The organism is Pseudomonas sp. PDM25 (assembly GCF_019219045.1).
In the GTDB taxonomy this organism is placed as follows: Bacteria; Pseudomonadota; Gammaproteobacteria; order Pseudomonadales; family Pseudomonadaceae; genus Aquipseudomonas.
Genome location: NZ_JAHUWL010000004.1, coordinates 121,043 through 141,731, shown reverse-complemented (window position 1 = coordinate 141,731; position 20,689 = coordinate 121,043). Strand labels below are relative to the sequence as shown.

Below are 20,689 nucleotides of genomic sequence, written 5' to 3'. Positions count from 1 at the left end.
TGTGTCCGGCGCAGCCTTCCAAAGGCTGCGCCGATCTTGCTTTGAAAGGATTCCACCATGCGCCAAGCGCTAGCTCTCTCGCTGGTCGCCCTACTCTTGGGCGGTTGTGCCAGCAATCCTGCCGACCGTGACATCAGCGGCACCTGGATCAATCAAGTGGCGATCGATTCAGCAGCCAAAGGCGGCCCCCTGCGCGAAGCGCTCCAGGCCTATGGCCCGAACCTGGAATGGGACGTCAACACCAAGGCCGGGCAGGCCCGCTACACCAACGGTTTTGAAAACGTCGACGGCAAGCTGCTGGGCGAACAGTCCGGCGCCTGGAAAGTCGACTTTTATGGCAGCTCGGGTAGCGAGCTGAAGCGTGACGGCAAGCAACTGAGCCAGGTCGCCAGCGACAATGAGCCGGAGCAAGTCTTCGACCGCGCGCAGGTTACGGTGCCGGACGGCGCACCGATAGGTGCCAGTTTTGAACGCGCACTGTATTCGGCCTACATGGGCGGCAGCTGGAAAGTCGTCAGCGGTCCCGGCGAAGGCAATACCGTGCAATTCCAGGCTGATGGCCAGGTTGCCGGCCTGCCGGGGGCGGATCGTTATGCCTTGTGTCTGGCGGGCGATTGCGCGTCGATGAGCGGCGGTAACGACAACATGTGGCTACAGGCGAATGGTCAGGGCAACACCTGGATCTTTGCGCGCAAGGGCAAGGAACTGGAAATCCTCCAGGCAGTGAACACCGCACACGCGGATGAAATGCCGCAGTTCACCCCGGGTGATCGCAAGTGGTTGCTGGAAAAACAGTGATACAGAATACAGGAGCCTACGGGCTCCTTTTTCTTTAGCCTGCACCGTCGAGTTCTTTGCCTCCCGCTCAAGGATTAATCATGCGCCCACTGCTTATTCTTGGCCTGTTGCTGCTCGGCGGCTGCACCTCTATGCCCGCAGAAACGGATATCAGCGGTATCTGGATCAATCAGGCAGCCATCGATGCGGCGGCCCAAGGCCAGTCTTTACATAAAGCCCTGAACACCCATGGCCGGAATCTGGAATGGGACATCAACACCCACACCGGCAAGGCGCAAGTGAGCAGCGGGTTTGAGAGGGGTGAAGGCCAACTGCTGCAAAAGTCACCCAATGCCTGGAGCGTCGACTACAACGGCTACGGCACTGACGAACTGCGCCTGGAGGACAAGCGACTGACTCAACTGGCCAAGGAGCACGTCCCCCAGCAGGTGTTCAGCCGCACCAGCAAGACCGCCAAAACGAAAACAGGGTGGGTTGATACCTTCAGGAGCGCCTTGAACGCTGCCTATATGGGTGGGCAGTGGGAAATCATCGACAGTCACGGAACAGGCCAAATGGTCGTGTTTACGGAAGATGGCCATGTTTCAGGGTTACCGGGAACCGATCGATACGAGTTATGCCTGGACGGTGATTGCGCCAGCCAAGGTGCAGGCAATGACACTTTGTATCTGAGCACGGGCGACCTGAGTGACACATGGATTTTCGTTCGCAAAGGCAAGCAACTGGAGATTTTCCAGGCAATCAATCAATCCCGGCCAGACGAAATCCCCTACTTAACCCCCGGCCCACGCCACTGGCTGCTGGTAAAACAATGACCCAAAAACAAAGGCGCCCGCAGGCGCCTGTTGTTTAGAGGCTCGCTCAGCTCAACTCCCCTGGGCAAGTATCGCGGCATAACCTTCGCGGTAACTTGGGTACTTCGGTGTCCAGCCCAAGGCTTTCGCCCGAGCATTGCTGCATTGCTTACTGCCAGTGCGGCGCACGCTCGCGTCTTCGGCCCATTCGGTCACGCCCAGATACTCACGCAACCAGCCCACCACTTCGGCCAGCGGCGCAGGCGCATCGTCCACACCAATGTAGATGTCATCCAGCGCCACACCACGACGATCCGCTTCAAGCAGACACGCCATCAACCCCGCCGCGTCGTCGGCGTGAATGCGATTGCCATACAACGGTGGATCGACCGCCACGCGATAACCCTGACGGACCTGAGTCAGCAGCCTTTCGCGACCCGGGCCATAAATGCCAGTCAAACGTACGATGCTGGCCGGGATGCCACTATCGAGCGCAATCTGCTCGGCTTCCAGCATCACACGCCCCGAATAGCCAGCGGCCAAAGCAGGCGAAGTCTCATCGACCCACTCGCCATCCTGCTGGCCATACACACTGCTGCTGGAAACAAACAGCAGGCGATTGGGCACCTGCCCGTAATCGTTCAGCCACTCCAGCACATGCTGCAAGCCCTGCACATAAGCGGCGCGGTAACCGGCTTCATCGTGCTCAGTGGCGGCCGCGCAATACACCAGATAATCCACCGCACCGATTGGCCAGGTTTGCGGACAGTCTTTATTGAACAAGTCGCCGGCGACGCCGATCACGCCCTTTGGCAGACGTGAGACATCACGCCGCAGGCCGTGAACCTCCCATCCGCCAGCCAACAATTGCGTGGCCAGACGACTACCAACATCACCACAGCCGGCGATCAAAACAGAGGGCGCGGACATCAGAAAACTCCCATCAGAAAGGCACAGACTAGCGCTGACAATGGACGAGCGGCTAGCAATGAAGGAAAAAAAGATACTCTATTACTTTTGTTAACAAGAATTAATTGCAATAATGCCGACCACTTTTGTTCTCGGCCTCACGAGGCCTGGAAGAGCATTTACCGTTTTTCTTTCTCAGGTCCGGCCAGCATGACACGCAATCAATTCCCCGCTTCGCCAACCAAACGACCTCGCGCCTGGAGCGCAGTGGCCGCCCTGCTGCTCAGCTTGATGCTGGCGCCGACCGCCGCTTTCGCTGACGCACAAGCGCCAGCCGCTCCGACTGCCACTGCGGCTCAAGCTCCAGCCGATCACGCCGCACCGGCCGTTACCCCGGCTGCGACCGACCCGGCCCAAGCCGTAGACACCACCGCCGAAGACGTTCCCGAAGTCCTTGAAGCCGACAACTCCCTGGGCATGGCCCACGACCTGTCGCCGTGGGGCATGTACCAGAACGCCGACATCATCGTGAAAATCGTGATGATCGGCCTGGCCATCGCATCGATCATCACCTGGACTATCTGGATCGCCAAGGGTTTCGAGCTGATGGGCGCCAAGCGTCGTCTGCGCACCGAAATCGTCCATCTGAAAAAAGCCACCACACTCAGAGAAGCCAGCGCTTCAGCCACCAAGCAAGGCACCCTCGCCAATTTGCTGGTGCATGACGCTCTGGAAGAGATGCGCTTGTCGGTCAACAGCCGCGAGAAAGAAGGCATCAAGGAACGCGTTGCCTTCCGCCTTGAGCGTCTGGTTGCAGCGTGCGGTCGCAACATGAGCAGCGGCACCGGCGTGCTCGCCACCATTGGCTCCACCGCGCCGTTCGTCGGCCTGTTCGGTACCGTTTGGGGCATCATGAACAGCTTCATCGGCATCGCCAAAACCCAGACCACCAACCTCGCCGTCGTGGCTCCCGGCATCGCCGAAGCCCTGCTGGCGACCGCGCTGGGTCTGGTTGCAGCGATTCCGGCCGTCGTGATCTACAACGTTTTTGCCCGCTCGATTGCCGGTTACAAGGCACAAGTATCCGATGCCTCGGCTGAAGTCCTGCTGCTGGTCAGCCGTGACCTCGATCACCTGCCGACCACCGAGCGCTCCGCGCAACCCCACAGGGTCAAAGTAGGGTAATCAGCCATGGGCTTGCATTTGAAAGAAGGCGCAGACGACGATCTGGCCGAGAACCACGAAATCAACGTCACACCGTTCATCGACGTGATGCTGGTGCTGTTGATCATCTTCATGGTGGCAGCCCCGCTCGCCACCGTGGACATCAAGGTCGACCTGCCGGCTTCCAGCGCCAAACCGGCGCCGCGACCAGAGAAACCAGTGTTCCTCAGCGTCAAGGCTGACCAACGCCTGTTCCTCGGCGAAGACGAAGTGAAGGCCGAAGCACTCGGCGCCACCCTCGACGCCAGGACCAAAGGCAAGAAAGACACGACGATCTTCTTCCAGGCCGATAAAGGTGTGGATTACGGCGACCTGATGAGCGTGATGGACAACCTGCGCTCTGCCGGTTACCTGAAGGTGGGTCTGGTCGGACTCGAGACGGCAGTCAAGAAATGATCACGACGCGCCAAAAGCTGACGCGTTACAGCGCGAGCCTGGCCGTGGTGCTGGGCGTCCATGCGCTGGCCATTGCGCTGGCGCTGAACTGGACGTCGCGCCCACCGATCGAGCTGCCGCCGCAGGCGATGATGGTCGAGTTGGCGCCGGTTCCGGCCCCGCCACCGCCGGCACCGCCGAAGGTCATAACGCCGCCACAGCCACCCGCCCCGGTGGAAGAACTGCCGATACCGAAACTAGCGGAAGTGCCGAAGGCCGAGATCGCCGTGCCGAAACCGGTCAAACCCAAGCCAAAGCCTCAACCGCCCAAGCCTGTGGAGAAAAAGCCGGAACCGCCTAAAGAGAAGCCGTCCGAGGAAAAACCGAGCGACGCGCAACCGACTCAGGCGCCAACGGAGAAATCGGCTCAGCCGGCACCGGGCCCTTCACCGGCGCAGCAAGCGGCCAAGGCCAGCTGGCAAGGCACCCTGCTCGCTCACTTGGCCAAGTACAAGAAGTACCCGGCCAGTGCGCAGGCGCGGGGCAAGGAAGGCATGAACCGTCTGCGCTTCGTGGTGGATGCTGAAGGTAACGTGTTGTCGTTCGAACTGGTGGGCGAATCTGGTACTGCCGATCTGGACCGGGCGACCCTGGAAATGATCCGCCGCGCCCAGCCGCTGCCCAAGCCACCGGCCGACATGTTGACCAACGGCGCCATCGAAATCGTTGCACCGTTTGTTTACTCGCTGGAAAAACGCCGACGCTAAACCACCGCAGATCCCCTGTGGGAGCGGGCTTGCTCGCGAAAGCGGTGTGACAATCGACATCAACTTTGACTGACACACCGCTTTCGCGAGCAAGCCCGCTCCCACAGAGGATCCTCAGCGCAGAAATAACGCCACAAGGCACCCGAAAGGTGCCTTTTGCATATCCGTCAGCGGCAATCCTGCTTTGCCCTGTGTCACTCAACGCACTCAGTCTGATAACGTGCGTCTATCGATTGCAGCCGGTATGCTTGGCTCGCAACTTCATGGACGCTTGCTATGACTCTTACAGAATTACGCTACATCGTTACCCTCGCCCAAGAGCAGCACTTCGGCCACGCGGCCGAGCGTTGCCATGTCAGCCAGCCGACCCTGTCGGTGGGCGTGAAAAAGCTTGAAGACGAACTCGGTGTGCTGATTTTCGAGCGCAGCAAGAGTGCCGTGCGCCTGACCCCGGTCGGTGAAGGCATTGTCGCCCAGGCGCAGAAAGTGCTGGAACAGGCCCAAGGCATCCGCGAACTGGCCCAGGCCGGCAAGAACCAGCTGACCGCACCGCTGAAAGTCGGCGCCATCTACACCGTCGGCCCGTACCTGTTTCCACACCTGATTCCACAACTGCACCGGGTCGCCCCGCAGATGCCGTTGTACATCGAAGAAAACTTCACCCACGTGCTGCGCGACAAACTGCGCAACGGCGAGCTCGACGCGATCATCATCGCCCTGCCGTTCAACGAAGCCGACGTGCTGACCCTGCAGCTCTACGACGAGCCGTTCTACGTCCTGATGCCGGCCCAGCACCCGTGGACCCAAAAAGAATCCATCGACGCCCCCCTGCTCAACGACAAGAGCCTGCTGCTGCTCGGTGAAGGCCACTGTTTCCGCGATCAAGTGCTGGAAGCCTGCCCGACCCTGGCCAAAGGCAACGACGGCGCCAAGCACACCACGGTGGAATCCAGTTCCCTGGAAACCATCCGCCACATGGTTGCGTCCGGCCTCGGCATCTCGATCCTGCCGCTGTCGGCAGTCGACAGCCATCACTACGCCCCCGGCGTGATCGAAGTGCGCCCACTGACGCCGCCGGTACCGTTCCGCACCGTGGCCATCGCCTGGCGCGCGAGCTTCCCGCGGCCGAAAGCGATTGAAATCCTCGCTGACTCCATTCGCCTGTGCTCGGTGGCCAAGCCGCAAGCACCGGTAGTTGCGGCCTAAGTCGCTGCCATGACCGAGTTGTCGCAAGTGTCGGTGACGGCACTCAAAGGTGTCGGCGAGGCCATGGCCGAGAAGCTGGCCAAGGTCGGCCTGGAGAATCTCCAGGACGTGCTTTTTCACCTGCCGCTGCGCTATCAGGACCGCACTCGTGTGGTTCCGATCGGCCATTTGCGACCCGGGCAAGACGCCGTGATCGAAGGCACCGTCAGCGGCGCCGATGTGGTCATGGGCCGTCGCAGAAGCCTGGTGGTGCGCCTGCAGGACGGCACTGGCGGGCTCAGTCTGCGTTTCTATCACTTCAGCAACGCCCAGAAAGAAGGCCTCAAACGCGGCACGCGCATTCGCTGCTACGGCGAAGCACGGCCCGGCGCGTCAGGGCTGGAAATCTACCACCCGGAATACCGCGCCATCACCGGCGACGAGCCGCCGCCGGTGGATGAAACCCTGACCCCGGTTTACCCGCTCACTGAAGGCCTGACCCAACAGCGCTTGCGCCAGTTGTGCATGCAGACCCTGACGATGCTCGGCCCCACCAGCCTGCCCGACTGGCTGCCGAACGAACTGGCGCGGGACTATCAATTGGCGCCGCTGGCCGATGCGATCCGCTACCTGCACCATCCGCCGGCCGATGCCGATGTCGACGAACTCGCCCTCGGTCATCACTGGGCGCAGCACCGTCTGGCCTTTGAAGAACTGCTGACCCATCAACTGTCCCAGCAGCGCCTGCGCGAGAGCATGCGCTCCCTGCGCGCGCCAGCGATGCCGAAAGCCACCCGGCTGCCGGCTCAATATCTGGCCAACCTCGGTTTCACTCCGACCGGCGCTCAGCAACGGGTCGGCAACGAAATCGCCTACGACCTCAGTCAGCACGAGCCGATGCTGCGGTTGATTCAGGGCGACGTCGGCGCGGGTAAAACCGTGGTCGCTGCCCTCGCCGCACTCCAGGCCTTGGAGGCCGGTTATCAAGTGGCGCTGATGGCGCCCACCGAAATCCTCGCCGAGCAGCACTTCATCACCTTCAAACGCTGGCTCGAACCACTGGGCATCGAAGTCGCGTGGCTGGCCGGCAAGCTCAAAGGCAAGAACCGCGTGGTCGCGCTGGAGCAGATTGCCAACGGCACACCGATGGTGGTCGGCACCCACGCGCTGTTTCAGGACGAAGTGCAGTTCAAAAACCTCGCACTGGCGATCATCGACGAACAGCACCGCTTCGGCGTGCAGCAACGGCTGGCATTGCGGCAGAAAGGTGTCGGTGGGCGGATGTGTCCGCATCAGCTGATCATGACCGCGACACCGATTCCCCGGACGCTGGCCATGAGCGCCTACGCCGACCTCGACACCTCGATCCTCGACGAACTGCCGCCCGGCCGGACCCCGGTGAACACCGTGCTGATCACCGATACCCGGCGCGTCGAAGTCATCGAGCGGGTGCGCGGCGCCTGCGCTGAAGGGCGTCAGGCCTATTGGGTGTGCACGCTGATTGAAGAGTCGGAAGAGCTGACCTGCCAGGCCGCCGAAACCACTTACGAAGACCTCACCGCCGCCCTCGGCGAGCTGAAGGTCGGGCTGATCCACGGCCGCATGAAGCCCGTCGAAAAAGCTGCGGTCATGGCCGAATTCAAGGCCGGCAACCTGCAACTGCTGGTCGCCACCACGGTGATTGAAGTCGGCGTCGACGTGCCCAACGCCAGCCTGATGATCATCGAAAACCCCGAACGCCTCGGGCTTGCGCAATTGCACCAGTTGCGCGGTCGTGTGGGTCGGGGCAGCGCGGCCAGTCATTGCGTGCTGCTTTACCATCCGCCGCTGTCACAGATCGGTCGTCAGCGTTTGGGCATCATGCGCGAAACCAACGACGGGTTTGTCATCGCCGAAAAAGACCTTGAGCTGCGCGGCCCCGGCGAAATGCTCGGTACGCGTCAGACCGGCCTGCTGCAATTCAAGGTCGCGGACCTGATGCGCGACGCCGATCTGCTGCCCGCCGTGCGCGACGCCGCCCAGGCGCTGCTGGAGCGCTGGCCGGATCACGTCAGCCCGTTGCTCGACCGCTGGCTACGTCATGGGCAGCAATACGGCCAAGTGTGAGCACCGTCGCAGTTTCTGAACCACCGTTCTGAGCAAGCTGGTTATACTCCTGCCATTGTTTTAAAACGGATACAGACCATGACCGAAGTTGCCCTCGCACCCGCCACCCCGCACGCTCCGTCGGTTATTCGGCTGATGCTGGGCAAACTGGGTATCGCCTACGAAGATGTCCTCGACCACCACGGCCTGAACGCCGCACGCAAAGTGCAGGCCGTTCTGCTCGATGACGCCGTGGGCACGCTCATGGTGCTGTTCCCGCAGAGCCAATTGCTGGACCTCAATAGCCTCGCCGAACTGACCGGCCGCCGCCTCACCGCCGTGTCGACCGAACGCCTGGTAAAAATGCTCGGCAAACACAACCTGAGCTTGCTGCCCGGCATGCCGGCGCTCACCAGCACACCGTGCCTGTATGAAGAAAGCCTGCTGCGCGAGCCGAAGTTACTGATCAACTCGGGCGAGCCGGGCGTGTTGCTGGAGATCACCAGCGAAGACTTCAAGAGCATGCTGATCAAGGCCAGCGCCGCCAACTTCGGCGAAGCGCTGACCAGCATTCGCCCGAACCTCGACCGCCCCCACGATGACCGCGAGGAAATCACCCAGGCCGTTCAAGCGTTCACCGCGCGGCGCATCCAGCAGCGCCTGGAAGAGACCATCGAGATTCCGCCGCTGGCCGAGACCGCGCAAAAGATCATCAAGCTGCGTGTTGACCCCAACGCTACCATCGACGACATCACCGGCGTCGTCGAAACCGACCCGGCCCTGGCCGCACAAGTCGTGAGCTGGGCAGCGTCGCCGTACTACGCGTCGCCGGGCAAGATTCGCTCAGTGGAAGACGCCATCGTGCGGGTGCTGGGTTTCGACCTGGTGATCAACCTCGCGCTGGGCCTGGCCTTGGGCAAAACCCTGAGCCTGCCAAAAGACCATCCGCAACACACCACGCCGTACTGGCAGCAATCGATCTACACCGCCGCCGTCATCGAAGGCCTGACCCGCGCCATGCCGCGCGCCCAGCGCCCGGAAGCCGGCCTGACCTACCTCGCCGGCCTGCTGCACAACTTCGGCTACTTGCTGCTGGCCCACGTGTTCCCGCCGCACTTCTCGCTGATCTGCCGCCACCTGGAGGTCAACCCGCACCTGTGCCACAGCTACGTCGAGCAACACTTGCTGGGCATCAGCCGTGAACAGATCGGCTCGTGGCTGATGCGCTACTGGGACATGCCCGAAGAGCTGGCCACCGCGCTGCGCTTCCAGCACGACCCGGGCTACGACGGCGATTACGCTGAATACCCGAACCTCGTGTGCCTGGCGGTGCGTTTGCTGCGTAGCCGCGGGATTGGGTCCGGGCCGGATGAAGACATCCCGGACGCCCTGCTGGAACGCGTCGGCCTGACTCGCGACAAAGCCAACGACGTCGTCAGCAAAGTGCTTGAGGCTGAAGTGTTGCTGCGCGAACTGGCTTCGCAATTCACACAGGCCTAAAAAAACCCGCTCCCACACTCGGTCAAATGTGGGAGCGGGCTTGCTCGCGAAGAATCCCCCGCCGATCTACCTGATTCACCACACGCCCCTGTAGGAGTGAGCCTGCTCGCGATGAATCCAACTCGGTATCTCTGAATCACCACACCCCCTGTGGTGAGGGGATTTATCCCCGTTCGACTGCGCAGCAGTCGCAAACCCAACCAACACGGTACGCCTGATACAACCCAGTCTCTGGCTTCAGGGCCGCTTCGCAGCCCAACGGGGCGGTGCGACGCTTCGCCAAGTCCCCTCACCACAGGGTTTACCATCGACCTCAAGCCTTGGCTTTAGCCTTCGCCTTCCTCGGCTTCAAATACTTGGTCAACCCCTGGAACCAGATCACCAGCGCTGGGTTGCCCTTGATCTGAATCGACTTGTCCTGAATCCCCGTCATAAACGCCAACTGCTTGTTCTTCGCCTGCATCGTGGCAAAGCCATACGCCGCATCCTTGAACGCGATCGCAAACGCCGGCTCGGCATACACGCCGGACTTACTGGTGATGCGTTGATCCTTCACAAAGAAATGCCGCGCCACCTTCCCGTCCAGGGTCTGTAGTTGAAACACCAATTCCTTGTCACCCAACTGCTGCTGAAACGCAGGATTAGTCCGACTGGCCTTACCCATCAACAAACCCAGCATCCACAGAAGAAAACGAAATTTCATGCGCACAGCCTCAAAAGGAAAATGAACGGCCGGCGCAGTGTAGCGGCTTCAGACGATAACGACACTATTGGCTTGTGTTTGCAGAAGATGATGCAGTTTTTGGCGTCAATGACTGCCAAGTCACGCTTTTCAACTGACGAAGCAACGCCTATTTAGCCCACGATCAACGATTGATGGGCAACTGAAAATGCATGCGCTGCCCACAGAACTCCAGATCTTCTCGAAACAGACCGAAGGCCATTTCACAGTGGCCATCCACGTAATGCTGCCAAATCGGGTCAACCAACGCCTCGCCTCCCAACCGTTCTGCCGCTGCCTCCAGCGTCATGGCGTTGTCTTTGCCCACCATCCCTCCTTGAACTTCACCCAACTGCGCTGAACATCCACCAACAATTGCTTGTCGTCCGGGGACAAGCTGGCCAGCGCTTTTTTGTATTGGGCATTCAATGCCACGTCGAGTGAATCGAAAGTCTGCTGGCTGCACATCAGCAAATCAGGCGTTTCCAAACTGTCGAGATTGCAGTTGGGCTGGGCGAAAACCGTGGCCATGGCCGCAGCCAGGACCACGCCCGCGAAAATGAAAAACAGCTTCTTGCGTCCGTTCACTCCACCACTCCATTGCTACGCTCAGCCACTCGCGTGGGAATCTTCGATATCTTGCCCGCGTCGGTCATCAACGAGGCGTACCGCTTGTAAGCCTGTGCCGCCAGCGCTTTATTGTTCAGGCCCCAGTAACTGTCTGCGAGGTTCAGATAGGCCACGGTGCGGGTGGGGTTTCTGGCAATTACCGCGTTCAATAGCTCAGTGGACTCTGCGTAATAACCGGTTTCACCGAATAGAAACCCCAGGTCGTTGGACCAGCCCGGCGATTGGGCGAAGTCATACTTTTGCGCGATGTAGCTGTCCGGATAACAGTGACCGCTGCCTCCATCCATCAGGAAATTCGCCATCACCGTCGAAACGGCCTCGGTCTGCCCTTTTCGATACAGCCCCAACGCCTTGTCGAGCTGTTCCGCGACGTCAGTCATCATCAATTTTTTGTAATCGCTGGCAGCTTTAATGCGCAAGTCAGACAACCGCTCAAACACTTTGCGTCCATCGAAAGACGCCAAAGACATTTCACCGATCAGGCTTTTTGGTACTTCTTCGACACTGACAACCGAGTGATCACAGGACTCGTTGTTGACGACCTGCAATACATTTTTCAGCTCGAACTGCCTGGAGCTTTTGTTGTAGCGAAACACCAGGTTGAAGTTATAAACGGCGTTATCTTCTTCGCTGCTGACCAGCACAAGGGCGTTTCCGGCTTCGGCAGAAGACTGCTTGACCGACACGGACTCGCCTTGCATATCGATGACCTTCAGCACGCCAGCCGAGTTGTTGATTATGTTGACGCTGAAGATATCGCTCATGGCCGACGAGTATTGGCTCTTGATCAACGGCAATGCCTTGGAGGTATCCAGCAGGATGTCGTCACCGGTGCCGTGTTCAGGTGTGATCTGCAGGCGGCGGAAGTCTGCCCCAGCATCACCGGACAGCACAGACACGTTTTGACGGGATGCATCACCCAATAAACTGGCCTGTTGCTGTTTGATCACCGTTGGCTGATGGGCGCTGGAACTCGGCTGCGCGACCTCACTCGTACTCAGAGAAACTGGTTCTTTCAAGGGAAGCGCGCAGCCGGAATCACACGCCATCTTCAGAAACTCAGGCTCGTCAGTCCCCTCGAACACATAAGTTGCCGCGCCATTGCGTTGCCCGTCGCTGTACACCGGGACACTGACCGCCAACGAACCGGTGGCCGAAGATGCTGGGGGTTGATCCGCAACCGTTACCACGCTGGCTTCAACGTCCTTGCAAAAGGTGTTGATGGCGGAATCCAGAAGCCCCTGCCCCGCGCCAGCAACCAACTTCGCATTGGCCGGACGGCAGTCATAGCCATGCCAGTACGGGCCAATCTGTGTAGAGATATCCAAGGAAAAAATATAGATATGGTTCAGGACGATCTCTTTACCGTCATAGCTGAAAACCACCCAACTGTGCGATTTAGCCGAAGAGTAATTCTCACTGTCCAGGATGTACTGCCTTCCGGATCGATACAGCGCGTTTGTAAACATCGCGCCGGTGTATTCCGCGTCGTCGAACAGTCGCTTTGAATGAAGCGGACAGAAGTCCAAAGGACAACGCGACAAGCCGGATAAACATGTTCAATTTTTCAGTCCCTGATTTACGGATCGCTCGACGACTCGCTGTGGAATTTTTTGTATCTTGCCGGCGGCACTCATCGCTTCGCGGTACTCGCTGTAATACCGCCGCGCTTCCTCTTTTCGATCAAGTCGCCACAGCGAATCAGCCATGTTCAACATCAACACCGTGCGCTTGCCGACCGCCTCAACGCCACGATAAAACTTCAGCGCAAACTCATCGTTACCGCCCTCGGCCAGGTAAAAACCCAGGTCGTTGAACGCCTGAACATTTTGCGCCGGGGGATGACACGCCATGTAGGACTCCGGACTCAAAAAGCTCAGGCTCCATTCGATGGATTCCGCACGGGACTGCGCCAGCTCGATGTCCACGACATGCCTCAACAAGTCCTTTGGGGGCTTCGTCTCCAGGGCGGGATTGAACACTTCGCCGTCGTTGGAAACCCACTGATTGCCCACCCATTTACCGACACAAAAACTGGCAGAACGCTCAGCCAGCACGCAACCGGTCTCCATCGAGATCACATCGCAATGCTGTTGCGACACCAGTTTTTCTTCATCATTCTCGACCGACAACATGCCGAAGCTCACCGGGTCGAGCAACAAGGTTTTCTTGTCAGGACTGAGCCAGTCGGAGTGCCCCTCGGCGCCAACGTCGGAGCCGAAGAGTGGGAAGGTTTTGCCGTTTGCGGTGAACCAGGCGGTCGCCGACTCCACACCGGGCATCGTCCATTTGGTCGTTCGAAACGTCACTGTGCGCCCGTCGATACCAACTATTGGCGGATCTTCGGCAAAGGCACTGGCGACGACAAACAGACTACCGACCATCAACACCCACTTAAGGCTGGCCATAGACGATCCTTTTCACTGCAAGGCTTTCCGATTGCAGCTGCCTCTTCGTGATGCCATACGCTTTGCTTTCGCAAGATCAATGGCTGCAGTTCGACTCGCGCGATCTGGTGTTTGTCGCAGCAAAACAGCTGCTCGGTCCATCCAGCACACCTCACTTTTGGCAAGCTCAGACGTTGAGCGGCTATGAATGGAATTTCGATAAATCCACCGAAAACGGCACGACGTCATGTCGATCGAGGCTTCGACTGGCCCTTGAACAACCGGAGATTGGCCTGTCGCATTGCCGACCATCACGGAATCTGCGGAAACGGCGTGGCCCGTATGAACAAGCGCGAACAAACCAGGCAGCAACCCGTGGAGGTATCGAGGTTTCAATTCATATCCTTCGAATTCATCAGTTCCAACTCACCATCGCGATACAACACCTCATACCCCATCCACGCCGGATCAACCTGCGGTATCACCGCCGAGGGTTTGCGCAGTTCGCGCAACAACGTCGAGCCATGCGACAAGCGCCCGCCCATACGCGCAATCACCGCCCGCGCGGCTTGGTAGTGCGCGTGACGTCCGGGGTCCAGGGTGTCTTCAAGCAAAATGTCGTCCCCCAGAATGCCTTGCACCCGCCCCGGATAAATCATGAAACCCATCGCTTGTTCAGTGCCTTCACGGCCGTCCTGCCAGAAGCTGCCGTCGCGGGTTCGAATGTCTGGATGCGGTCCAAACCAGTGCGCTCGGTCGGCCATCGGCATGGCGTGGTGCAGGCGGAAGAACACTCGCATCAGGTTGTCGCGATACCACTCTCGCACTTGCAGATAGTAGCCGCGCAGACCCGGCAGGCCGGTCGAATGGGCCACGCGGATAAATCCAGCCCATTGCGGAAAAGCCTTTAACGGCAGATCGGTTGGGGCTGGGCGTGGCGTGGCCGGATCGGTTTCCCAGGGCAGTCGATGCGGACTGTTTTCGAGGTCGTCGTAAGCGGTCGGCGGTCGCCCCTGCAGGTCGCCGCCACTGCTCGCCAGCGAGGTGGCGATGCAAAGATTGCCTTGCACCACGAACACATAAAACCGGGTGAACCAGTCGGCCAGTTGCTGGCCGTCGGCACCTTGGGCAATCAGCTCGGACAGTTCTTCGTCGAAGCGGCGCAAACGCTTTTCCAACGTCAGCAAATGCCCGCGCGCGATGCGTTGCATATGTAGGAACAGTGGCAGCGAACGCATTAAACGCAGCGGTCGCCATGGCAGATGCGGGGTCGCGCCGCCGACTTCACCGGCGTAGCTACTGGCAGAGATTCCCCAGTCGGCCAATCGGGCGAGAAACAGATCGTTGTTGATGTACGACGCGCCGCCAAACACAGCGGTGAACGGCTCGTTATCCTGCAATACGCGCGAATCCCAACGCGCCATGATCGCCGGAATACTCGCCGCCGCACGTCGCTGGGCGTACTCCACCAAGCGGCTTGGTTGCGGCGGCAGGATTTCGGCGATGTTGGCGGCGGTCAGGTGCCGACGCCAGCCGTAGTCGCTGATCGGCCGGTATTGGAGCAGCCACAGTTGAGTGCCGTCCCAAGCCCATTCAACGTCGCCAGGCACGTAGTGAAAGACCCGCAAAACGTCTTGTAGAAAGCGCCACAACAGGTCAGCGGTCAAGCCGAGTGAAGGCTTGAAGGTGTCGCTGCTCCAGGAGGCGCCGAGGCGGGAAATGATTGCGCGTTCGGGACTCACCTGACCATCGGCCAGTGACTCAAGATGCCCTTCCACCCATTCCAGTTCCACCGACAGGTGACGCACGAAAGCGATGCCGGACAGCTGCGGTGTGATGAAACGCTGCACCACCACTTCTTCAACACCCGCGGCGCTCAATTCGGTAATACGAGCCGGCACGTTCGAAGTCGATTCGCGCAGGAACGTAGTGCTCAAACCCGCATTCGCCGCATCGGCCTGATCCTCGCCGTAACTGGAGGAACGCACCGCCCACGTGGCGCCCGGTTGGCTGGCGAGGAACGCCGGCAAGCGTGAATCATCGCAGTCATTGAGTGACAGCGCTGGCGGCACCGCTTGCCCGGCCAACTCGGCCAGACGCAAACGCCCGCCCTTGGTGTGGGCGACGAATCCGCACTCACCCGACTCCAGCCACGCGGCAAATTCGACGGGCGAGTCGATCCATGGGTAATGCCCCCAACCGGTTTTCAGGCTGATAGTCAGATCAGCGCGAGCCAGAATCGCCGACCATGCTGCGGCCTGCTCGATGCCCAGCACATTGTCCTGATCGCCCCAGACCAACTCGACCGGATCGGTGATCCACTCCAGCAATGGCAACGCGGTGTCCGCCCGCACCAGGTCCCAGTGCGGCACAAACGCGCGGCAGCGTGCATAGCCGGCGCCCATGCGCTCGTACTGCGCGGGCGTCCAGGCCTGGTTGGAAAACTTGTGCGCAAACAGCGTGGGCTTGTTCGACAGCAGCCAGTGAATGGTTTTGCGAATGGGCAGCGGCGACATCAACGCCGGCAGCCGTCGTTGCCACAAAAACGCCCCCACCGGCGCCAACAAAACACTGCGGCAAAAGTGCCCCGGCTGACGTTGTAGCGCATGCAACACCAGCAACGCATTCACCCCGACCGCCATGATCGCGCTGCCTTTGACGGTCGCCGTCACCAGGGCCTGAGCGTAGGCGGCAAGGTCTTCGCACGGGGCTTGAGGATTATTGCCGAAGCCTGGTAGTTCCAGTGGTACCACCTGATAGCGCTGAAAGTGCGGCAACGCGTCATCCCACCAATCGGCGGCACCACCGTTGCCGGCCAGCAGGTACATCAGGGGCTTGCTCATGGGTAGTCCTCAGGCCAGATCGCGCAGGGCAGCGTCGAGGGTCGGGTAACGGAACGTGTAACCCGCCTCGGTCAGACGGCTGGGCACTACGCGCTGACCGTCGAAGAACAACTGCGCCATTTCGCCGGCCAGTGCGCGTACCGGCGTGGCCGGAATGTGGAACCACACCGGGCGCTTCAAGACTTTGCCGACACGCTCGGCGAACACCGCCTGACTGACCGCGTCCGGCGCCACCAGGTTGTAGGTGCCGCTCAGGTTGTCGTCGGCGAATGCGCGGGCGATCACTTGAATCACATCATCGCGGTGCACCCAACTCATGATCTGTTGGCCATCGCCCATCCGCCCGCCAAACCCCAGGCGGAACGGAATCAGCAACGGCAACAACGCGCCGCCCGGGCCGAACACCACACCCAGACGCAGCACCACCTGACGCACGCCGAATTCGGTGGCCGGTTGCGCGGCGGCTTCCCATTTTGCGCACAACTCGGCCATGAATCCGTCGCCCTTGCTGGCGTGTTCATCAAGACTCTCGCTGGCATCGCGCACGCCGTAAAAACCGATGGCCGAGGCCTGAACCCACAGCGCCGGTTTATGCCGGGCATTCTTCAGCCAGCTCATCAATGCTTCGGTGGTGTTGACCCGACTGGCGATCAGTTGCGCCTGGCGCTTGGCACTCCAGCGCGGACCCGCCACCGGCGCACCCGCCAGATTGATCACCACGTCGAAGGATTCGTTGTAGCCCAGTTTGCTCAAGGAACGCAGGCACCGGGCGCGACCGTCAAACAGATACGCCGCTTTCAACGGATCGCGAGCCAGCACGCTGACGGTGTGACCGGCGTCGAGCAATTGATTGACCAGCACTTCACCGATAAACCCGGTGCCACCGGTCACCAGCACGCGCTTATAAGCGCCGCCCGCGAACGGGTTCGACGGCTTGCCTTCGCGCTGCATGCGCAGCGCCGCCAATCCATCGCGAATGCCCGAGGCCGTCACGCCGACCGCGAACAGCGTCAGCAACCAGCCGCGCCAGCCGAAATCGATCGCGCTCAGGCCCGTCGGCAGACTCGCCCACTGCGCCAGTTGCACCCCGTACAAGGCAAAAAACGCCCCGCCATTCACCGCCAACACGGTGTGCATGATCCGCTCGATGGCCGGCAGTTTGCGGCTGCGATCCTCGACCACGAAATCCCACAGAGTCAGGCCGATCTCCAGTGCGAACAGCAACACAATCACAATCGCCCATGTGCCCTGAAACGCCAGATGCGCCATGCCCAGAAACAGAATCCCGTAGAAACACGACCGCAGCGCGTGGATCGACAACTCCAGCCGAGCGCTGTGCCGATAAGGCAACGCGACGGTGAGTTCGTGGTGATAGAGGGTATCCAGCGCCCCGAGAATGGCTTGGGCAATCAGCAGCGCGACCGCCCAATCCAGGGGAGAAAAATCAGGCATGGTTGGCGTCACTCGGCGTGTTGTTTGAAGGGGCGGTGCGGCGGTCATGGCGATAGAGCCAGAACAGCGGCGGCAGCAGGGTGAGCAGCGCGAGGCTGTCGAACCACAGGTGTGACCAGACGCGAGCCTGGGCGGAGACCCACATGTCTTGCGGCGCCCAGAGCACGATGCCGGCGATTAACCAGCCCCACGCCATGGGACTTCGGAGTCGATGGCCGATGCGCACGAGGGCGAGCATGTAGAGGGAGTAGCTTTGCAGCGTGGCGCCGAATAAGGCGAGCCACCAGACTTGTTGGGCACGGGCGGCGATGGGGACGGCGTCGGTTGCCCAGAAGGCTTGTTCGATGGTTTGTAGGTAACCGTCGAGTAATCCCGAATGGCCGGCCCAGGTCAGCGCGAGGCTGACGAGCAGATGCACCAGGGCGGCGGCGTACAGCCAAACCACCAGCACAGAGCGAAGGGTATTAGAGGGGACTGACATTCCGTGTCCTGAGCGCTTCCTTGAGGGTGGCAAGTCTAAAGGAAAACGCAGGACTTAGTGATTAATCACGGAGCCCGTCTGGCCTCTGACTTTTCGAACGCAGAATCGACTAACAGCCATCGGCATCGCCGCACTGGACCCAGCCGCGAATCTGTTTCCCCTTGGGGGTCTTGAACATGATGTTCAGCCACCCGGCCTCGACCCCTTCCTGCAACACCGAATCGCCCTTGATCAAATACATCTTCGTCACGTCGGCTAGAACAGGTGAACTGTAAATCGGGGTCTTTTTGTTGATCGTGAGCTTCACCTCGTCCCCCGCAGCCCAGTGTTTATAGGCGGTGGAATTGAGCTTGGCGACAATGTCCTCGGCGGTTTTATACGGGAACGTGTAGATCAACTCCTCCGACTCGGGATCGTGCGCAATATCGCCGCCGTTACCGAAGTAATTCGACAGTTGTTCATCTCTGACATAAGCCGTCGCCGTACGGGCATATGCGTGAACGGTGTAGTAATCGCCCAAATAATTAACGCCCGTATCGGCTCTGATCCCGACGGCATGAATGACGATTAACTCAGGCTCCGACCCGGGTTTAGCCGCTGTAAAGAAAGCCGCTTTGACTTCCCCTGTGGCCGCCAAAAACGGCAGCCCGGTGATGTTCTTTTTTGAACCGTCAGCACAATTGACGAAATCCATGTCGATGGCGACGTCGTCGGAGGCTTGGGATTCGTCTTCGGGCAGTTTGGCGAAGTTGAAAACGATAGACCCTGAGTCTGTCTGGAGCGCTGGGAAGGCTTCACTTTTTGGGGGGTCGCAGGTGATCGAGGAAAGGATCTTTTTCAGGCTTGAGATTTCACTTTCATAAAAGGTGTTGCACTGAGAAACAACAATGAAACCCTTCGTTGTTTCTGCTTGAAGCGTGCTGCAAATTAATCCGAATCCTTCGACACCCCCCGGGCCAGGGTAAATGACGTTTTTCATGTCCAACAGCTTCCAGCCTTATTGCTTCATCGACGCTTTTGCTGTCGCCGCAGCGTCCGAAAACTCCATGATTCCTTCAGCGTCAGGCAGTTCGATCAACTTGTTGTAACGATGTGCATTGTCGATTCCGACTACCGCCAAAATGTCCTGCAGGTTTTTCCCGCTCACAATGACGGTAGGGAGATTGTCGAATGGGTTGGCGTAGTCAGGTTGGTGACGCGGTATCAGCTTTTGTATGTCCACGCCCCCTTCCTGAACGCAGCTTGCGACCTTCAGTTCTGTTTGAGTCACGTCGAACGGACAAGGTTGATCCTCAGCGAACGCATCCGCGCCACCCAGGAGCACGCTCAGCACAGCACTGGCCACCAGCGCCGTTGGGTAGCCGCTTATCTTCAAAAAACAATCCATGTCAATCACTCAAAAACCTTCGTTTAACCTGCTCAGGTGTCGTGTTTAAAAATGCCTGCTCATCCGCAGACATTGACTTCGACACCCTCGGACATTTCCTTCAATACGCGGGGCTGTTCGTGAACTAGGCATGCTTTGAGTTCACCGATAACCTCTGTTCGTCACCGCAAAATCGGTGACACGGACGTGCAAGTCCGAATCCAGGTGCGCAATTGCTTATGGCTATTCGTCGAGCGTTTTCCTATGCTCGCGAATCGTTATGGCGGCTGTGCGTCGGAGGCCTTCGGGTCTGCCGGTTCCTGGATCGGTCTTGCACACCAACGCACAGCTGCCACCTCTTTCGAAGTGCAAAGCGAAACGGTGTCGGTCTCTTAATTCCAGGAGATACATCTATGATCAAGCCAACACCGAATCCCCCAGAACACGAAGACACATCCCCCTACGAATCCTTCGATTCCAAAAAACTCCACGAAGCCGCCGAGCGCGCCCTAGATTTACACCTCGGCACACCTGCGGATAAAAAACCTAAACGTCGCAATGGCGACCTCTTCATCGTCGCTCCCGACCTCCATACCGAAACTATCCTGGCCAACGCCTCGGAAGACCTGCTGTCCATCAGCGCCATCGCCGCCGACCTGGCCGACAGCGTAGAAGGCTCACGCCGCTCCGTCGCACTGGCACTCAGCAGAATGGCGGTCGGCGTGCATCTGTTAGTGGAGCGAGCGCTGGATCATATTGATTCGCCGGATCCGGCGGAGCATCGCGCCAACGTGAAATAGCAAACAGGGGGAGGCGATGGGTTCAGCCTGAAAACCCATCCTTCCCCCGCTCTACGGGCGACTGTCTTTCGGCCAAAAAATAGCGACTACGCCGCTTAACAAGCTCAAGACAAACAGCACCCATGCCACGGTGAAGGCAACATCAAGGCCACTGGATAGGCTTCCGCTGCCAGTCGCTCCGGCAGCGATCCCCCCGAGCCCCAGCACTGCACTGAATATCGAAAGGGCTAACAACACAGCCGCCAAAATCCCCAAGGTTTTACGCATTACAGTGCTCCTTCATTCGTCGAGTCCCTCATGGACATGCTTGAGTCGAAAACCTGTGCACCGCTAGTTTGAGCGGGATGCTTTTTTCTGACGCAGAGTCTCTCA

The 20,689-nt window shown here is 59.5% G+C and carries 21 protein-coding genes; 9 read left to right on the top strand and 12 right to left on the bottom strand.

Translation table 11 applies throughout. The annotated features are described in order from the left end of the window. Positions 1–57: 57 nt before the first annotated feature. Entirely contained in the window at positions 58–798 is a 741-nt protein-coding gene (locus KW848_RS08790; RefSeq protein ID WP_111448274.1) for a hypothetical protein, read from the top strand. Positions 799–878: 80 nt separating this feature from the next. Further along, positions 879–1,613 carry a hypothetical protein gene (locus KW848_RS08785; RefSeq protein ID WP_218536592.1) on the top strand — a complete coding sequence of 245 codons (735 nt, stop codon included), beginning with the start codon at positions 879–881 and terminating at the stop codon, positions 1,611–1,613. Positions 1,614–1,664: 51 nt separating this feature from the next. Here the strand turns inward: KW848_RS08785 and KW848_RS08780 are convergent, their stop codons facing one another. Next, a complete protein-coding gene (locus KW848_RS08780) occupies positions 1,665–2,522 on the bottom strand; it encodes an SDR family oxidoreductase (RefSeq protein WP_218536591.1) in 858 nt (285 codons plus the stop codon). Positions 2,523–2,711: 189 nt separating this feature from the next. On the opposite strand from KW848_RS08780, the gene exbB reads away from it, so the two are divergent. From exbB to KW848_RS08750, 6 genes are all read left to right on the top strand, one after another. Beyond that, entirely contained in the window at positions 2,712–3,686 is a 975-nt protein-coding gene (exbB, locus tag KW848_RS08775) for a tonB-system energizer ExbB (protein ID WP_218536590.1), read from the top strand. 6 nt (positions 3,687–3,692) lie between these two features. After that, complete coding sequence (exbD, locus tag KW848_RS08770; RefSeq protein WP_008150131.1) at positions 3,693–4,121, top strand: TonB system transport protein ExbD; 429 nt, start codon at positions 3,693–3,695, stop codon at positions 4,119–4,121. Beyond that, positions 4,118–4,867, top strand: coding sequence for an energy transducer TonB (locus KW848_RS08765; RefSeq protein ID WP_218536589.1), 750 nt, complete (start codon positions 4,118–4,120; stop codon positions 4,865–4,867). The genes exbD and KW848_RS08765 overlap by 4 nt, the downstream gene beginning before the upstream one ends. A gap of 276 nt (positions 4,868–5,143) precedes the next feature. Continuing rightward, the gene (locus KW848_RS08760; RefSeq protein ID WP_218536588.1) at positions 5,144–6,073 is read left to right on the top strand and encodes a hydrogen peroxide-inducible genes activator; all 930 of its coding nucleotides are present in this window, start codon (positions 5,144–5,146) and stop codon (positions 6,071–6,073) included. Between the two features lie 9 nt (positions 6,074–6,082). Next, positions 6,083–8,158: an ATP-dependent DNA helicase RecG gene (recG, locus tag KW848_RS08755; protein ID WP_218536587.1), complete on the top strand. Its 2,076-nt coding sequence runs from the start codon at positions 6,083–6,085 to the stop codon at positions 8,156–8,158. A gap of 78 nt (positions 8,159–8,236) precedes the next feature. Then, complete coding sequence (locus KW848_RS08750) at positions 8,237–9,637, top strand: aminoacyl-tRNA deacylase and HDOD domain-containing protein (protein WP_218536586.1); 1,401 nt, start codon at positions 8,237–8,239, stop codon at positions 9,635–9,637. 313 nt (positions 9,638–9,950) lie between these two features. Here the strand turns inward: KW848_RS08750 and KW848_RS08745 are convergent, their stop codons facing one another. The 10 genes from KW848_RS08745 to KW848_RS31750 form a co-directional block, all read right to left on the bottom strand. Then, positions 9,951–10,340: a hypothetical protein gene (locus KW848_RS08745; protein ID WP_008150118.1), complete on the bottom strand. Its 390-nt coding sequence runs from the start codon at positions 10,338–10,340 to the stop codon at positions 9,951–9,953. A 163-nt stretch (positions 10,341–10,503) separates the two neighbouring features. Continuing rightward, positions 10,504–10,686 carry a hypothetical protein gene (locus KW848_RS31765; protein ID WP_256365085.1) on the bottom strand — a complete coding sequence of 61 codons (183 nt, stop codon included), beginning with the start codon at positions 10,684–10,686 and terminating at the stop codon, positions 10,504–10,506. Then, positions 10,665–10,946 carry a lysozyme inhibitor LprI family protein gene (locus KW848_RS32230; RefSeq protein WP_309140068.1) on the bottom strand — a complete coding sequence of 94 codons (282 nt, stop codon included), beginning with the start codon at positions 10,944–10,946 and terminating at the stop codon, positions 10,665–10,667. Before KW848_RS32230 ends, KW848_RS31765 begins: the two co-directional genes overlap by 22 nt. Further along, on the bottom strand, positions 10,943–12,517 hold the full coding sequence (locus KW848_RS31755) for a hypothetical protein (RefSeq protein WP_256365084.1): 1,575 nt from the start codon (positions 12,515–12,517) through the stop codon (positions 10,943–10,945). The genes KW848_RS32230 and KW848_RS31755 overlap by 4 nt, the downstream gene beginning before the upstream one ends. A 30-nt stretch (positions 12,518–12,547) precedes the next feature. Beyond that, on the bottom strand, positions 12,548–13,396 hold the full coding sequence (locus tag KW848_RS08730) for a type IV pilus biogenesis/stability protein PilW (RefSeq protein WP_218536585.1): 849 nt from the start codon (positions 13,394–13,396) through the stop codon (positions 12,548–12,550). Positions 13,397–13,767: 371 nt separating this feature from the next. Beyond that, positions 13,768–16,218, bottom strand: coding sequence for an alpha/beta hydrolase (locus KW848_RS08725; protein WP_218536584.1), 2,451 nt, complete (start codon positions 16,216–16,218; stop codon positions 13,768–13,770). A 9-nt stretch (positions 16,219–16,227) separates the two neighbouring features. After that, positions 16,228–17,670: a TIGR01777 family oxidoreductase gene (locus KW848_RS08720; RefSeq protein WP_218536583.1), complete on the bottom strand. Its 1,443-nt coding sequence runs from the start codon at positions 17,668–17,670 to the stop codon at positions 16,228–16,230. Further along, a complete protein-coding gene (locus tag KW848_RS08715; RefSeq protein WP_218536582.1) occupies positions 17,663–18,151 on the bottom strand; it encodes a cell division protein in 489 nt (162 codons plus the stop codon). The genes KW848_RS08720 and KW848_RS08715 overlap by 8 nt, the downstream gene beginning before the upstream one ends. A gap of 109 nt (positions 18,152–18,260) precedes the next feature. Further along, positions 18,261–19,130: a hypothetical protein gene (locus tag KW848_RS08710; protein WP_256365083.1), complete on the bottom strand. Its 870-nt coding sequence runs from the start codon at positions 19,128–19,130 to the stop codon at positions 18,261–18,263. A gap of 18 nt (positions 19,131–19,148) precedes the next feature. Continuing rightward, positions 19,149–19,547 (bottom strand): hypothetical protein, encoded by a 399-nt coding sequence (locus tag KW848_RS31750; protein WP_256365082.1) that lies wholly within the window; start codon positions 19,545–19,547, stop codon positions 19,149–19,151. Positions 19,548–19,930: 383 nt separating this feature from the next. Between KW848_RS31750 and KW848_RS08705 the strand changes: the two genes are divergently transcribed. After that, positions 19,931–20,317, top strand: coding sequence for a DUF6124 family protein (locus KW848_RS08705; protein WP_218536581.1), 387 nt, complete (start codon positions 19,931–19,933; stop codon positions 20,315–20,317). A gap of 51 nt (positions 20,318–20,368) precedes the next feature. On the opposite strand, the gene KW848_RS08700 is transcribed toward KW848_RS08705, so the two are convergent. Continuing rightward, on the bottom strand, positions 20,369–20,584 hold the full coding sequence (locus tag KW848_RS08700; RefSeq protein ID WP_218536580.1) for a DUF1328 domain-containing protein: 216 nt from the start codon (positions 20,582–20,584) through the stop codon (positions 20,369–20,371). Between the last annotated feature and the right edge of the window lie 105 nt (positions 20,585–20,689).